The sequence below is a fragment of the Catellatospora methionotrophica genome (assembly GCF_011297335.1).
GTDB lineage: Bacteria > Actinomycetota > Actinomycetes > Mycobacteriales > Micromonosporaceae > Catellatospora > Catellatospora methionotrophica.
In genome coordinates, this window is sequence record NZ_JAAOTJ010000033.1 from 35,053 (window position 1) to 50,178 (window position 15,126).

General features: G+C 71.5%; 12 protein-coding genes. 5 read left to right on the forward strand and 7 right to left on the reverse strand.

All coding sequences use genetic code 11. From position 1 onward, the window contains the following. Positions 1 to 291: 291 nt before the first annotated feature. Genes HAV40_RS35865 through HAV40_RS35875 form a run of 3 tightly spaced genes read left to right on the forward strand, consistent with a single transcriptional unit; the run spans position 292 to position 3,136 of the window. Complete coding sequence (locus tag HAV40_RS35865; protein ID WP_166388752.1) at positions 292 to 1,302, forward strand: LacI family DNA-binding transcriptional regulator; 1,011 nt, start codon at positions 292 to 294, stop codon at positions 1,300 to 1,302. Positions 1,303 to 1,325: 23 nt separating this feature from the next. Next, entirely contained in the window at positions 1,326 to 2,675 is a 1,350-nt protein-coding gene (locus tag HAV40_RS35870) for a dihydrolipoyl dehydrogenase family protein (protein ID WP_166388753.1), read from the forward strand. 14 nt (positions 2,676 to 2,689) lie between these two features. Further along, a complete protein-coding gene (locus HAV40_RS35875; protein ID WP_166388754.1) occupies positions 2,690 to 3,136 on the forward strand; it encodes a hypothetical protein in 447 nt (148 codons plus the stop codon). Positions 3,137 to 3,161: 25 nt separating this feature from the next. Here HAV40_RS35875 and HAV40_RS35880 read toward each other — a convergent pair whose 3' ends face one another. From HAV40_RS35880 to HAV40_RS35905, 6 genes are all read right to left on the reverse strand, one after another. Beyond that, positions 3,162 to 4,928, reverse strand: coding sequence for an ABC transporter ATP-binding protein (locus HAV40_RS35880; protein ID WP_166388755.1), 1,767 nt, complete (start codon positions 4,926 to 4,928; stop codon positions 3,162 to 3,164). A 273-nt stretch (positions 4,929 to 5,201) separates the two neighbouring features. Next, on the reverse strand, positions 5,202 to 5,681 hold the full coding sequence (locus HAV40_RS35885) for a peroxiredoxin (RefSeq protein ID WP_166388756.1): 480 nt from the start codon (positions 5,679 to 5,681) through the stop codon (positions 5,202 to 5,204). A gap of 102 nt (positions 5,682 to 5,783) precedes the next feature. Beyond that, positions 5,784 to 6,149 carry a cupin domain-containing protein gene (locus HAV40_RS35890; RefSeq protein WP_166388757.1) on the reverse strand — a complete coding sequence of 122 codons (366 nt, stop codon included), beginning with the start codon at positions 6,147 to 6,149 and terminating at the stop codon, positions 5,784 to 5,786. Between the two features lie 165 nt (positions 6,150 to 6,314). Continuing rightward, positions 6,315 to 7,772 carry a glycoside hydrolase family 6 protein gene (locus HAV40_RS35895; protein WP_275413493.1) on the reverse strand — a complete coding sequence of 486 codons (1,458 nt, stop codon included), beginning with the start codon at positions 7,770 to 7,772 and terminating at the stop codon, positions 6,315 to 6,317. Between the two features lie 234 nt (positions 7,773 to 8,006). Next, on the reverse strand, positions 8,007 to 9,173 hold the full coding sequence (locus HAV40_RS35900) for an AEC family transporter (protein WP_166388758.1): 1,167 nt from the start codon (positions 9,171 to 9,173) through the stop codon (positions 8,007 to 8,009). Between the two features lie 190 nt (positions 9,174 to 9,363). Further along, on the reverse strand, positions 9,364 to 10,914 hold the full coding sequence (locus HAV40_RS35905) for an AMP-binding protein (RefSeq protein WP_166388759.1): 1,551 nt from the start codon (positions 10,912 to 10,914) through the stop codon (positions 9,364 to 9,366). A 232-nt stretch (positions 10,915 to 11,146) separates the two neighbouring features. On the opposite strand from HAV40_RS35905, the gene HAV40_RS35910 reads away from it, so the two are divergent. Further along, on the forward strand, positions 11,147 to 12,406 hold the full coding sequence (locus HAV40_RS35910) for an RCC1 domain-containing protein (protein ID WP_166388760.1): 1,260 nt from the start codon (positions 11,147 to 11,149) through the stop codon (positions 12,404 to 12,406). Positions 12,407 to 12,460: 54 nt separating this feature from the next. Here the strand turns inward: HAV40_RS35910 and HAV40_RS35915 are convergent, their stop codons facing one another. Beyond that, positions 12,461 to 13,372: a proteasome assembly chaperone family protein gene (locus HAV40_RS35915; RefSeq protein ID WP_166388761.1), complete on the reverse strand. Its 912-nt coding sequence runs from the start codon at positions 13,370 to 13,372 to the stop codon at positions 12,461 to 12,463. Between the two features lie 440 nt (positions 13,373 to 13,812). Between HAV40_RS35915 and HAV40_RS35920 the strand changes: the two genes are divergently transcribed. Continuing rightward, complete coding sequence (locus HAV40_RS35920; protein WP_166388762.1) at positions 13,813 to 15,123, forward strand: MFS transporter; 1,311 nt, start codon at positions 13,813 to 13,815, stop codon at positions 15,121 to 15,123. The last annotated feature ends 3 nt before the right edge of the window (positions 15,124 to 15,126 follow it).

Here is a 15,126-nt window from a genome sequence, read left to right on the forward strand (position 1 = left end):
GGGGCACGGGCAGGCAGACAGGACGACGCCCCGCCTCAGGGCATCGCCAAGAGACCCGGCCATCGTCAGGACGACGGCGACCGGGCTGCGAGAGCGCTCTCAGAGCAGAGAATGGTGTCGATTCCGCCCTCTGTCAAGGATCTGCCCGCCGCCTCGTCGCGCCGGTATGCAACCGCTCTCAATGTGCACGCGCGCTCACGTGCGGCCCTACGTGCCGCGACCGCGAAGGGGTAGGGTCACCTTCGGCGGACCCGCCCCGGCGCGGGTCGCACGGGAACTAGGAGCGGTGCGATGAGCCAGGCACACGAGCGGCCCACGCTGGAGGCGGTGGCTCGCCTGGCCGGGGTGTCCCGGGCGACCGTCTCCCGCGTGGTCAACGGGTCGCCCAAGGTCGCCGAGCCGATCCGCAGCGCGGTGCGCCGGGCCGTGGAGGAACTGGGCTACATCCCCAACGCCGCCGCCCGCAGCCTGGTCACCCAGCGCACCGACTCGATCGCGCTGGTCCTGCCCGAGAGCGCCAGCCGCGTCTTCTCCGACGACCCGTTCTTCCCCAGCATCATCCACGGCGTCAGCCAGGAACTCGACGCCGCCGACAAGCAGCTCGTGCTGATGATGACCAACACCGTCGCCGGTTACGAGCGCGTCGAGCGCTACACCACCGCCCGGCACGTGGACGGGGTGCTGTTCGCCTCCACGCACGGCGTCGACCCGCTGCCCGGCCAGCTGTCCCGGCTCGGCGTGCCCGTCGTGGTCACCGGCCGCCCGCTGGGCCGCTCCACGGTGCCCTACGTCGACGTCGACCACGTCGGCGGCGTACGCGCCGCGGTGCGGCACCTGCTGGAGACCGGCCACTCCCGCATCGCCACCATCGCCGGGCCGCAGGACATGGTCGCGGGCATCGACCGGCTGGCCGGATACCGCGCCGAGCTGCACGGGTCGGACCGGCGCTCGATCGTGGCCGTCGGCGACTTCACCCGCGAGTCCGGCGCGACCGCCATGCGCCAGCTGCTGGAGGACGACCCGCTGCTCGACGCGGTCTTCGTGGCCTCCGACCTGATGGCGCACGGGGCCATCACCACGCTGCGCGAGCTGGGCAGGCGCATCCCCGACGACGTGGCCGTGGTCGGCTTCGACGACTTCGACATCTCCCGCTACACCGATCCGCCGCTGACCACCGTCCGGCAGCCGATCCTGGAACTGGGCCGCGAGCTGGCCCGCCAGCTGCTGCGGGTCATCGCGGGCGAGGACGTCGACCAGGCCGTGGTCCTGCCGACCGAACTCGTGGTACGCGCCTCCGCCTGACCGGATTCGGATATACAGGACTCATGGCTGAAGAGGTGGACGTCATCGTCCTCGGCATGGGCGTCGGCGGCGAGGAGGTCGGCGGACGGCTGGCCGACGCCGGGCTGAGCGTGCTGGGCATCGAGAACCGGCTCGTCGGCGGCGAGTGCCCGTACTGGGGCTGCGTGCCGAGCAAGATGATGATCCGCGGATCCGGCCTGCTGGCGGAGGGCCGCCGGATCAACGGCATGGCGGGCACGGCGGAGGTCTTCCCCGACTGGGCCCCGATCGCCAGGCGCATCCGCGAGGAGGCCACCGACTTCTGGGACGACAAGGTCGCCGTCGACCGCTTCGTCAAGCGCGGCGGCACGTTCCTGCGCGGCACCGGCAGGCTGGCCGGGCCGAGGCGGGTCGAGGTCGACGGGCAGACGTACACCGCGCGCAAGGGTGTGGTCGTGGGCACCGGGACCAAGGCCGCTGTCCCGCCGGTGCCGGGGCTGGCCGAGGCGGGGTTCTGGACCAACAAGGAGGCCATCGAGGTCGAGGAGCTGCCCTCGTCGCTGACGGTGCTCGGCGGCGGCGCGATCGGCCTGGAACTGGCGCAGATGTTCCAGCGCTTCGGGGTGCGGGTCACCGTCATCGAGGCGATGGACCGGCTGATGGCGTACGAGGAGCCCGAGTCCTCGGCCCTGATCACCGAGGTGCTCCAGCGCGACGGCGTCGCCGTGCACACCGGCTGCCGGGCGGTCCGGGTCGACGGCAGGGCCGTGCACCTGGCCGACGGCCGGGAGTTCGTCTCGGAGAAGCTGCTCGTGGCCACCGGCCGCACCGCCGACCTGCACCTGCTCGGCCTGGACACGGTCGGCCTGGACCCGGCCGCGAAGGCGATCACCGTCGACGGGCACATGCGCGCCGCCGACGGGCTGTGGGCCGTCGGCGACTGCACCGGCCACGGCGCGTTCACGCACATGGCCATGTACCAGGCGGCCATCGCGATCCGCGACATCCTCGGCCAGGACGGCCCGCCCGCCGACTACCGGGCCCACCCCCGGGTCACCTTCACCGACCCCGAGATCGGCTCGGTCGGGCTGACCGAGGAGGCGGCCCGGCACGAGGGCATCCACGTGCAGACGGCGTACACGAAACTGCCCGAGTCGACCCGCGGCTGGATCCACAAGGTCGGCAACGACGGGTTCATCAAGCTCGTCGCCGACCGCGACCGGGACGTGCTGGTCGGCGGGACGTCGGCCGGGCCGACCGGCGGCGAGGTGCTCAGCGCCCTGGCCGTCGCGGTGCACGCGCAGGTCCCGGTGCACGTCCTGCAGCACATGATCTACGCGTACCCGACCTTCCACCGCGCCATCGAGGCGGCCGTGCAGCAGCTGGAGGTCTGAGGGACACTGCCGGTATGCGACAGGTGATCGTCCGGCTCGGACTGGCCGGCATGGCGGTGGTGCACCTGTGGTGGGGGCTGTGGGCGTACGCGGCCCCGCGCCACTTCTTCAGCACGTTCCCCGGCTTCGGCCACCACTGGACGGCCGCGTATCCGCCGTACAACGAACACCTGACCGCCGACCTCGGCGCGACGTTCCTGACCCTGGCGGTCCTGCTGGCGGTGCCCGCGATCCGCTACCGCCGCGCGACGGCCCGGCTGGCCCTGGCGGGCTCGATCACCTTCAACGCCCTGCACCTGGGCTTCCACACCCTCCACCACGGCACGCTCACCGGGATCGACCTCGCCGGAAGCCTGTTCACCCTGGTCGCGGGCCTCGGCGTGCCGGTGGCGCTCCTCCTGATCGCCCCGAAGGAAGGGCACCTTCCCCACGCCACGAGTAGCGGAAGGGCACCTTCCTAACCTTAGGTAAGCGCTGAGCTGCGGTTCAGGCGAGCTGCGCGGACTGCAGCCGGGCGTACGCGCCCCGCCGGTCCAGCAGCTCGCCGTGCCGCCCGATCTCCTCGATCCGGCCGTCGCGCATCACGACGATGCGGTCGGCGTTGCGGATCGTGGACAGCCGGTGCGCGACCACGAACACGGTCCGTCCCGCGACCAGGCGCTCCATCGCCTGCTGGATCAGCGCCTCGGAGTGGGTGTCCAGGGCGGAGGTCGCCTCGTCGAGGATCAGCACACGCGGGTCGCGGATCAGGGCACGCGCGATCGCCAGCCGCTGGCGCTGGCCGCCGGACAGCCGTGCCCCGCGCTCCCCCACGACCGTGTCCAGGCCGTCGGTGAGCTGGTCGACGAAGTCCAGCGCGTTCGCGTCGGCCAGCGCCCGGCGTACCAGGTCCAGCGGCACGTCGGCCATGCCGTACGTGACGTTGTCGAAGATGCTGCCCTCGAACAGGATCGGCTCCTGCGGCACCACCGACACGAAGCGCCGGTAGGTGCGCAGGTCCAGGGTCTCCATGTCGCGGCCGTCGAGCAGGATGCGGCCCGAGGTCGGCCGCAGGAAGCCGATGACCAGGTTCAGCACCGTCGACTTGCCCGCACCGGACGGGCCGACCAGCGCGATCCGCTCACCCGGCGCGACATCGAGGTCGAGGCCGCTGATCGCGCTGCCGGACGCGCCCTCGTACGCGAAACCCACGCCCTCGAACCGCACCCCGCCGCGCACCTCGTCGACCTGCCCCTTGCCCGCGTTGACCTCCAGGTCGGGGGCCTGCAGCAGCTCGCCCGCCGAGCGCACCGACTCCAGCCCCTTGACGAAGATCGGCCCGAGGCTCATCAGCGTCATCACCGAACCGGTAAGCGTGGTGAAGTACGCGCTGAGCATCACCACGTCGCCCTCGGTGATCGGGATCCAGCCGTAGTACGCGACCAGCGCCGATCCGGCCAGGCAGGCCACGCTCAGCACCTGCATCTGGGTCCAGGCCAGCGCACCGAAGCGCCCGTTGAGCAGATCCAGGCGCAGACCCGCACGCAGTACGCGGTCCAGCGAGCCGTCGACCCGGCGCAGCGCGTCGCGTTCCAGGCCGTGCGCCCGGGTGATCGGGATCAGCGCGGTCATCTCGGCGACCCTTGACGACAGCCGCTCGACCTCGCGGCGAAACGACTCGTTGTCGGTGCGCATCCGGTTGCGCAGCCTCATCACCAGCAGCGCCGCGCAGGGGACCAGCACCAGGAAGACGGGCAGGAACAGCGGGACCCGCAGCGCGATCACGACGGCACCGCCGAGCAGCATCATCAGCGCGCCCACGCCGACGTCACCGGCCTGCTGCACCATCTGCTCGATCGCCTCGACGTCGCGGATCACCTTCGACTGCAGCACGGCCGCGCTCGATCGGGAGTGGTAGCCGATGGACAGCTCCTGCATGCGGCGGCACAGGGCCGAGCGCAGGCGGGTGCCCATGCGGCGTACTGAGCCGCTGTGGTTGCGTACGAACAGGACGTGGAACGGGTAGTTGAGGCTCAGGCAGGCGACCATCAGGCCCGCGTTCCACCACAGCCGCTCGACGGGCTCGTGCCGCACCACCACGTCGATGACGTTCGCGGTGACCAGCGGCAGCAGCCAGGTCGGGCTGTGCTTCACCGCGAACGCCAGCACCCCCAGCAGCAACCGGAACCGGTCCTCACGCAGCAGGTAGGCGACGGTGCGCACCGGGTGCTCGCCCCGGTAGCGGTGGTCAAGGGGGTGCTGGGCCAGCGCCATGTTCGTTTACCTGCCTCGCCGGGCAGCCCACGTGCGAAGGGGTCCGTCGCCACGACGCGCTGCCCTTCGCCTTCGAAGTCCACCCCGAGCCTAACCGCCCCACCCCCACCCCCCGGCCGCCCCACCCCGCCGCCGTCCTACCCCCGGCCGCCCCACCCCCGGCCGCAACTCTTAAAGAGTTGCGGCCTCAGGGGTCGTCGGAAGGCGCGAGTCTTTAAGAGTTGCGGCCGGGGTGGGCGGCCAGGGGTGGGGCGTGACGTTGGGGAGTCGCGGTCAGGAGGAGGGGGTGGCGAGGGACTGGACGACTTCGAGGGCGCCGGTGACGTGTTTGCCGATGTTGGCCTGGGAGGAGAAGACGTGGCGGACGACGCCGTCGCGGTCGATGACGTACGTGACGCGGCCGGGGAGGATGCCGAAGGTCGCCGGGACGTCGTACGCCTTGCGCACCTCGCCGCCGTTGTCGGCCAGCAGCACGAACGGCAGTTTGTAGCGCTGGGCGAAGCCGTCGTGGGACTCGACCGAATCCGAGCTGACGCCGATGACCTGCGCGCCCGCCTCGGTGAAGACCTCGTAGCTGTCCCGGAAGGAGCAGGCCTCGGCGGTGCAGCCGGATGTGTTGTCCTTCGGGTAGAAGTACAGGACCACGGTCTGCTTGCCCCGGAAGTCGCTGAGCCGCACCGTCTGCCCGTCCTGCGACGGCAGTTCGAACTCGGGGGCCAGCTCGCCCACCTGCGGACCACGTGCTTTCGCCATGCCTGCCTCCACTGTCACCGGATCATCCACCGTCGGACCCGAATCGTATTCGTGTCCGTTCGGCCGAACACACACCCGGTGCTGGTTGTTCCTCCGTCGCGGTCAGGCCCGCTTGGCGTAGTCGGCGATCTCGCCGAAGTCGAGGAAGACCACAGGCTCGTCGCCGACGACCACGGCCTCGTGGCCGGGCTTGATCGCCACCAGGTCACCGGTCGTGAAGTCCTGGGTGCTCCCGTCGTCGTCCATGGTGATGCGCATGGTCCCCGACACGCAGTAGCCCAGGTGGGAGGTCTGGCAGGTGGCGGTGCCGACGATCGGGCCGACGTTGGCCGACCAGCGCCAGCCCGGCTCGAACCGGGCCCGGCCGACGGTCTTGCCGGCGACCCGCACGAGATCCATCCGGCCCAGCCCCTCGAACTGCCGGGACTCGTCGGGCCGGTCGAAGTTCTTCAGCTCCATGCCGCTCATCGCGGACCGCCTCCTTCAGCGTGCGCACGTCGGGGCGTACCCCCGAAAGGCCCTTTATCGACCTTATGCCCCGCGACGCGCGAGCGGACGCAGGACGGCCGACGAGCCGGAGGGCCGGTGCGGATTCCGCACCGGCCCTCCGTTGCCGCCCAGCCGGGCCGTGCCTCAGCTGCAGGTGACGTTGTTCAGCTTGAACGCGGTCGGGTTGGTGTTGGTGCCGCTGTACGAGGCCTGGAAGCCGAAGCTGGCCGTGCCGTTCGTGGCGATGCTGCCGTTGTGCCCGGCGTTGCGGGCCGTGACGTTGGCCCCGCTGGCCGTGACCGTCGCGTTCCAGGCGCTGGTGACCGCCTGGTTGCCCGCGTAGGTCCAGGTCAGCGTCCACGAACTGATGGCTGGGCCGCGGTTGGTGATGACGACCGAGACGACGAAGCCGTTGTTCCACTGGCTGTCCACCCGGTAGCCCACCGAGCAGGCACCCGTGCCCTGGCTCGGAGACGGCGAGGGCGGGGTAGACGGCGAGGCCGACGGGGACGGCGGAGCCGAGGGCGACGGCGACGGCGGCCGTGACGGGGACACCGACGGCGACGGGACGGTGGACGGGCTCGGCGGCGGGCTGGTCACGATGCCGTTCTGCGCCAGCGAGTACGCCAGGTCCGGCATGAACTGCCCCGCCGGTCCCGCGCAGCCGTCCGCCTCACCCGGCGGCTTGATCCAGACGAACGCGTCGACGGTCGACTCGTTGGTCGCGGTCGTCGGCGCCTGGCCGGTGCCCCGGCCCGCCGGGTCGCACCACTCGCTGCCCAGCGCGCCCTTGCCGTTGCGGGCCGTGTCGATGACCTGGTGCAGGTTGCCGTTGCCCAGGGCGTTCAGCACGTTGCGGCCGAAGTTGACCTCGTCGGCGGTCCAGCGGAAGTTGGACGCGTTCGAGTAGAAACCGGCGGCGTTGGACACACCCGCCGCCTGCAGCCGCGAGGCCGTGTCGGCGGCACTGTTCCAGGCCGAGTGACCCGCGTCGAGGTACACCTTGACGCTCGGGTTGACCTGCTTGAACTTCGTCACCGCGTAGCTGATCGCGGAGTTGCGGTCGGCCTTGTCGGTCGACGACAGGCAGGTCTGCAACGCCAGCGAGTCCGGCTCCATGATGATCACTGCGGTACGCGAGCCGAGGCCCGCGGCGAAGTTGTCGATCCAGCTCCGGTACGCGCTGATGTTCGGCGCGCCGCCCGCGCTCGCCCCGCCGCAGTCGCGGTTGGGCAGCATGTACGGCACCAGCACCGGGATCTGGTTCACGCTGTTCGCGGCGCTGACGTACGACGTCACCTGGGACTGGATCGTGCTCGGCTGGTAATTGGCGAACCAGCGCGCCTGCGGCTGGCTGCCGATCCGCTGGCTGATCAGCGAGGCGCGCGAGTCGTTCGGGTTGGCCGCGAGCCACACGTTCACATTCGTCGTGGGGTCGCGGTAGAAGCTGCCGGTCAGCGTGCCTGCCGAGGCTTCGGTGGTGGCCAGTAGAACTCCGGCCAGGGTCGTGGCGGCGGTCATCGCGGCGGCTGCGGCGAGCGCGACCAGGCGGCGGTCAGCCCTGCGGCGATGGCGCGGCGATGAGGTGGGATCGGGGATCAACGCGTCTCCTTGGGACGTCTGTGCATGGTCTGCGTGCAGTTATCTGCCCGGACCCGGCTACGACAGACGTCACGGCCTCGCGCTGCCCGCACTTCCTGCCCTCGTACGGCAACGCCCAACTCCCGCGCCCATCATCCCCCGCCCCCTCCTTGAAAGGAAGGGCACCTGCACATCGGTCCCGGTAGCGCTAGGGCACCGCGTCAACGCACCACCGTGCGTGAGCAGCACGGACCGTCAGGCCGGGCCGAGGAGCCACAGGATCAGGGTGAGGGTGCCCATCGACAGCAGGCTGGAGAACAGGATCGCGTCCCGGCTCAGCGCGGTCGAGGCGCGGAACTCCGACGCGTACACGAAGGTGTTCTGCGCCGTCGGCAGGCCCGCGACCAGCGTGACCGCCAGCAGCGCCGCGCCGTCCAGGCCCAGCAGCCACCGCCCGATCAGGTACGCCGCGACCGGTTGCGCAACCACCTTGAGCAGCACCGCCGTGGTCACCTCCCGCCCCGGCAGCCGCCACGACGACGCGTCCGTCTGGTGCAGCGACATGCCCAGCGCGAACAGCGCCGCGGGCACCGCCGCGCCGCCCAGCAACTCCAGCGGCCGCAGCAGCCACTCCGGCGGCAGCCACCCGGCCGCACTCGCGGTCACCCCCGCCATCGACCCCAGAATCACGGGTGTACGCAGCGGCAGCATCGCCAGCCGCCGCCAGCGCGACGTGACGGCCACTCCCCCTCGGCCGCCCGCATCGGTCGCACTGTTCACCCCGCCGTCCGCCGCGTGGTCGCCTCCGGCAGAGGTGCCGCCCCCGGGCGTACCCGCGAACGCGACCTGCGCCATGTCGGCGGCGCGGTCCGTGCCGACGCGAGCGACGTCGGCGTGGGCAACGTCGGCGTGGGCGGCGTCGGCGTTGGCAGTGTCGGCGTTGGCAGCGGCGGCACGGATGGCGGCGAGCCCGGCCAGGTCGGCTCGGTAGGCCGAGGCGTCCAGCCGTCCGACGATCAGCGGGGTCAGCAGCATCGTCTGGAAGACCAGCACCGCCATGATCAGCGAGACGTCGTCGAGCACGTACACCGCGACCGGAACGCCGAGGTTGCCCGCGTTGAGGTACGCCGACGCCATCGCCGCGATGACCCGGTCACCGTCCGGGCCGGGCATGAGCCGCCGCGCGACGAAGTACACCGACAGCCCGATCAGCAGCGTGCTCGCCGCGATCGCGGCCAGCGGCCGCAGCGGCAGGTCCCCGAGCGGCACCTTGACCAGCGACGTGAACAGCACGCACGGGATCGCGATGACGAAGGTGAAGTTCGCCAGCGCCTGCTGGGTGGCCCGGGTCAGCACCCCGAACCGCATCGTGCCCCAGCCCAGGGCGGTGATCATCCAGATCGGAGCGAACGCGGCGAACACCTGGTCACGCTAGTCCTCCACCGGCGATTCCCCACACCCGGGTGCCCGCCCACCCCACGGAGATGACGTGAAAGATCGCCGTTTCCGGTCAAGATATGCGGTTGGACCACACTCCTTGACCGCAAACAGCGATCTTCCCGTCGCGCCCGTTAAGAAGGTGCCCTTCCTTCGGCCGGGTCGGCCGGGGGCGTCAGAGCTGGGCGCGCAGATCCTTGCGGAGGATCTTGCCCGACGCGCTCTTGGGGATCGTGGCGACGAAGGTGACGGCGCGGACCCGCTTGTACGGTGCGACGCGCTCGGCGACGTAGTCCTTCACGTCCTGGGCGGACAGGTCGGCACCGGCGGTGACGGCGACGAAGGCGTGCGGGATCTCCTCGCCGTCGGCGTCGTGGCCGGCGACCACGGCCGCGTCGGCGATCTGCGGGTGCCCCAGCAGCACCGCCTCCAGCTCGGCCGGGGGCACCTGGTAGCCCTTGTACTTGATCAGCTCCTTGACCCGGTCGACGATGAACCAGTCCCCGTCGGTGTCGACCAGGCCGACGTCGCCGGTGTGCAGCCAGCCGTCGGCGTCGACGGTCGCGTCGGTGTCGGCGCGGCGGCCGAGGTAGCCCTGCATCACCTGCGGGCCGCTGATCCAGAGTTCGCCGGGCTCCCCGACGCCGAGGTCGTCGCCGGTCGCCACGTCCACGACGCGGGCCAGCGTGTTCGGGATCAGCGGGCCGACCGTGCCGGGCTTGACCCGGCCGTCGCCGTGCACCTGAGCATGGGAGACGGGTGACAGCTCGGTCATGCCGTAGCCCTGCTGCACCAGGCAGCCCAGCCGGGCCGCGCAGGCCTGGGCCAGCTCGCCGTCCAGCGGGGCCGCGCCGGAGAACACGACCCGCAGCGCGGACAGGTCGTACTGGTCGACCAGCGGGTGCTTGGCCAGCGCCAGCACGATCGGCGGCGCGACGAAGGCGCGGCTGACCCGCTGGTCCTGCATCGCGGTAAGGAACTCGGCCAGGTCGAAGCGCGGCAGCACGACCAGTGTCGCGCCCTTCGACAGCGCCATGTTCATCAGCACGGTCAGCCCGTAGATGTGGAAGAACGGCAGCACGGCCAGCACCCGGTCGGCCGGGTCGTACTTGACCACCTCCTGGGTCTGCGCGATGTTGGCGACCAGGTTGCGGTGGGTGAGCATGACGCCCTTGGCGACCCCGGTGGTGCCGCTGGAGTACGGCAGCACGGCCAAAGTCGTGGCCGGGTCGATGTCGACCACGGGCGCGGACTCGGCCGTGGCCATCAGCTCCTGCACCGAGCGGTATCCCTCGGCGCTGTCACAGACGAGGATCTCCTGCACCTGGGCGGCGGCCGCCGCGGCGCGGTCCAGGAACGGCGACACGGTGACCAGCATCTTCGCGCCCGAGTCGCTGAGCTGGGTGGTCAGGTCCTTCTCCGTGGCCAGCGCGTTGACGGTGGTGACCGTCGCGCCCGCCGCCAGCGCCGCGTGGAAGACCACCGGGTAGAGCAGCGTGTTCGGGCTGAACAGGGCGAGCACGTCACCCGGCCGCAGCCCGGCCCCGGCCAGCCCGGCGGCGAGCCGGTCCACCATGTGCGCGAGCTGCGCGTAGGTCAGCGTCTGCCCCGTGCGGCCGTCGATCAGCGCCGGATGGTCGCCGCGCGCGGCGGCCGGGCCGATGACGAGCTGGGGGACGGAGACCTCGGGGATCTCGACGTCGGCCAGGGGGCTGGAAAAGGGCATCGTCGCCTCACTCTCGTACGCGGTGCACGTCGAAGTTCCGTCATCATGCGTGCACGTTCACGGTTCGGCAATACCCCGGCAATCCTGGGCGGCGATCCGGTCCGGACGGTCGCTGCGCGTCGCGATGATCGCCGGACCGCCCTGCGATACAACTAGCACGAGGCTGTGAGCTGCGCATTCATCGCGCGCTCGGCAACGGCCATTCATGTCGTACATCAGCGGGGGAACTTACATGCGACCTGTCACGACAGGACTGCGCGCGCTCGGCGTCGTCGCGGTCTCCACCATGATCGCCCTGGCGGCGCCCCATGCCGCCGGTGCGGCCGGGCCCCAGGGCGGCGGCAGCAACGGCGGCGGGCACGGCAAGCCCAAGCCCGCGCCGCAGGTGCCCGTCGCGGGCGTCGAATCGTGGGGCTTCAACGACTCGGGCCAGCTCGGCGACGGCACGCTGGTCACCCGGCCGAGCGCGGTCAGCGCCGCCGTGCCGGACGAGGTCCGCGACGTCGAGGCCGGTGGCCGGTTCAGCCTGGCGCTGCTGCACAACGGCACGGTCAAGGCGTGGGGCTCGAACAGCGACGGCCAGCTCGGCGACGGCACCACCATCAACCGGCCGATCCCCGGCTCGGTGCCGAACGTACGGGGCGTCAAGGCGCTCGCCGCCGGTGGCGCGCACAGCCTCGCCCTGCTGGCCAACGGCACCGTGCTCGCCTGGGGTGACAACGCCCGCGGCCAGCTCGGCGACGGCACCGTCGACGACCGCACCGCTCCGGTCGCGGTCACCGGCCTGGCCGGGCTGAAGGTCGTCGGGATCGCGGCCGGTTCGCAGTTCAGCCTGGCCCTGCTGGCCGACGGCACGCTGCGCGCCTGGGGCGACAACCGCTCCGGCCAGCTCGGCACCGGCGCGGTCAGCCCCGCCCCGCAGACGACCCCGGTCACCGTCAGCGGGCTCGCGGGCGCGAAGGTCAAGCAGGTCGACGCGGGCGACAGCCACGCGCTGGCCGTGCTCGGCAACGGGACCGTACGCGGCTGGGGCGAGAACTCGCGCGGCCAGGTCGGCAACGGCACGGCGAGCAACACCCCCGTGCCGACCCCGACCCCGGTCGTCGGCCTCACCGGCGTGAAGATCGTCAACGCGGGCGGCTTCTCCAGCCTGGCGATCGGCGTCAACGGCCGGGTCAAGGGCTGGGGCGCCAACGGCGACGGCCAGCTCGGCGACGGCACCACGGTGACGCCGCGGCCGAACCCGGTCGACGCGATCGGCCTCACCGGCGTCGTGGACATCTCCACCGCGGGCTCGGGCGCGAGCCTCGACGGCGGCTTCACCGTCGCCATCAGCAACGGCGTCATCAAGGCCTGGGGCGACAACAGCTCCGGCCAGGTCGGCATCGGGTTCACCGGGTTCGACCCGGTGCTCACCCCGGCCACCGTGGTCACCGGGCTGGACAAGCCGAAGGACGTGTCGGTCGGCTTCCAGTTCGCCCTGGCCACCTGAGCGGCGTACAGCAAAGGGGGCGGCACGCCAGGCGTGCCGCCCCTGCGGTCTGTCTCAGCCTTCGGCCTTGTCGCCCTTGCTGTGCTCGGCGAGGAAACGCTCCAGCTCCGCGCCCAGCTCGTCGGCGGTGGGCAGCGGCGCGGGCTCGGTCAGCAGGTTGCTGCCCCGGCCCCGCATGAACGCGTCGTACTGCTCCTCCAGCGCCTTGACCACGGCAGCGGCCTGGTGGTTGTCGGTCAGCTGGCGCTCGATCTCGGCGCGCACCCGGTCCCCGGCCTCGCGCAGGTCCTCGGTCGGCAGCAGCAGGCCGGTGGCCCGCGACACCGAGGTCAGCAGCAGCTCGGCGGCCTGCGGGTACTCGCTGTCGGCGAGATAGTGCGGCACGTGCGCCGCGAAGCCCATGGCGTCGTGCCCGGACTGGCCGAGCCGGTACTCCAGCAGGTTGGTCATGCTCGCCGGGACCTGCACGTCGGCGATCCACGGCTCGTGCCCGACGACCAGCTCGGAGCGGGTGCCGTGCGCGGTGATACCGGCGGGGCGGGTGTGCGGCACGGACATCGGGATCGCGTGGATGCCGATGGTCAGCCGGACCTGGAGCTGCTCGATGAGCCCTGTCGTCGCGGCCACGAACCGCTCCCACTGGAAGTCCGGCTCGGGGCCGGTCATCAGCAGGAACGGGGTGTCGTCGTGGTCGCGCAGGGCGTGCAGCTCCAGCTTGGGCTCGTCGTACGCCTCCCAGTGGTCGGCCGAGAAGTGCATCAGCGGACGGCGGGAGCGGTAGTCGTAGAGCTGGTCGAGGTCGAACTCGGCCACCACGGTCGAGTCGAGGGTGTCCAGCAGGTGCTCGCGGGCGAGCTTGCCGGCCGCACCGGCGTCGACGAACCCCGAGAGCGCGTGCAGCAGGACCGGACGGCCCAGCTCGGGCAGTTCGTCGCTCAGCTGGTAGAGCTTCTGTGGGTCGAGCACGTCGTTCGCCTCCTGCAGATGGTCGTTCCACCGGAGCCAACAACGCGTGCGCGGAGCGCATTCCTGTTCCGGAACACGATCGTCTCGGATTCCCGCACCGCGTCGTACGGGAGCGCCGCGCGCGGGCGGGCGCGCCCGGCGTACGTCAACTCAGGCTGCCACCGTAGCGCCGAGACGGCCGCCCGCCTCGTGCGCCTCCGCCCCTCCGGCGCGACCTGCTCCCCGCGCCTGCCCCGGCCCCCACCGACCAGGCCGACCCCGATGAAAACCCGCGAGACTACTGACAAGAGCTGAGACTCAGCCATACGGCTGTAACCTGCGGGATTCCTGCAGTGTATGCGGGCTTCGTTGACTGATGACTCAGTCAGCAAGTAATCTTGACCATGGAGCCGGGGGCGTCGGCATGGCCCCTTTCCTTACTTCCTGCTCGGAGACCTTCCATGTCCGGCCTCGCGGTCGTCACCGCTGCCCGCCGTTACCGTGCCCTCATCGCCAGCCCGGGTGTCGCCCGGGTGGCCCTGCCGTCCCTGATCGGCCGCCTGCCCTACGGCATGGCGACCCTCGTGTTCATCCTCGCCGTCCAGCACGGCACCGGCTCGTACGCCGTCGCGGGCATCGCCACCGGCGCGCACTCGGCGATCACCGCGTTCACCTCGCCCTGGCTGGGCAGGCTGTGCGACCGCGGGCACGCCGTGGCGGTGCTGCGCGTCACCGGCGTGCTCTACGCGCTGATGCTGTCCGGCATGGTCGCCGCGCTCTGGACGCACCAGCCCGTGGCGCTGATCATCGGCCTGGCCGCGCTGGCCGGAGCCGTGAACCCGCCCGTCGGCGCGGTCACCCGGGTGGTGCTGCCCGGCCTGGCCCCGGCACACGTACAGACGGCGTACGCGTTCGACGCCATCACCGTCGAGCTCACCTACGTACTGGGCCCGGTGCTGATCGCGCTGGTCACCGCGGTCAGTAACCCGTACGTCGCGGTGATCGTCACCGCCCTGCTGGCCACCGTCGGCTCACTCGGCCTCGCCGCCGCACCCGGCCTGACCGCCCGCTACCGCGAGGTACGCACCGCCGCGCTCGCCCGCGCCGCGACCGCCGGGGTCACCACCAGCGCCGCCCTCGAACGCGCCCTCAAGGCCAACCGGCTGATGCGCCTGAGCATGGTCGTCGTGCTGGTCGTCGGCGCACTGGAGGCCGCCGCGTACGGCGTCATGGAGGTGGCGATCCCGAAGTACGCCGCCGACCTCGGCGCGCCGCAGGCCGCAGGCGCGGTCGTGGCTGCCTGGAGCGCGGGCTCCATCCTCGGCGGCGTCTGGTTCTCCGGCATGAACCCCAAGCTCAGCCAGGCGAAACTGTTCGCGCTGCTGCTGTGCCTGAACACGGTCGGCTTCGCCGCGATGCTGCTCGCCTTCGGCCTGCCCAGCCTCGCGCTGATCCTGTTCCTCGGCGGCATGGTCATCTCCCCGACCACCGCGGTCGAGTGCTCGCTGGTCACCCGGATCGCCCCCGCCGGGCGCAGCACCGAAGCCTTCACCTGGGTCGGCACCGGCATCTACGTCGGCTTCGCCGCCGGCTCCTCGCTGTCCGGCCTGGTCATCAACCAGGGCACCAGCCTGTCCACCGTCATCCTCATCGCCACCGCCATGGTCGCCACCGGTGCCCTCCTGGCCCTCGCCGCCAGCCGCCGCATCACCACCGACGCCGCCACCAACCCCGTCCCCACCACCCTCCCCACCCCCGCCCCCGCCCACTGACCC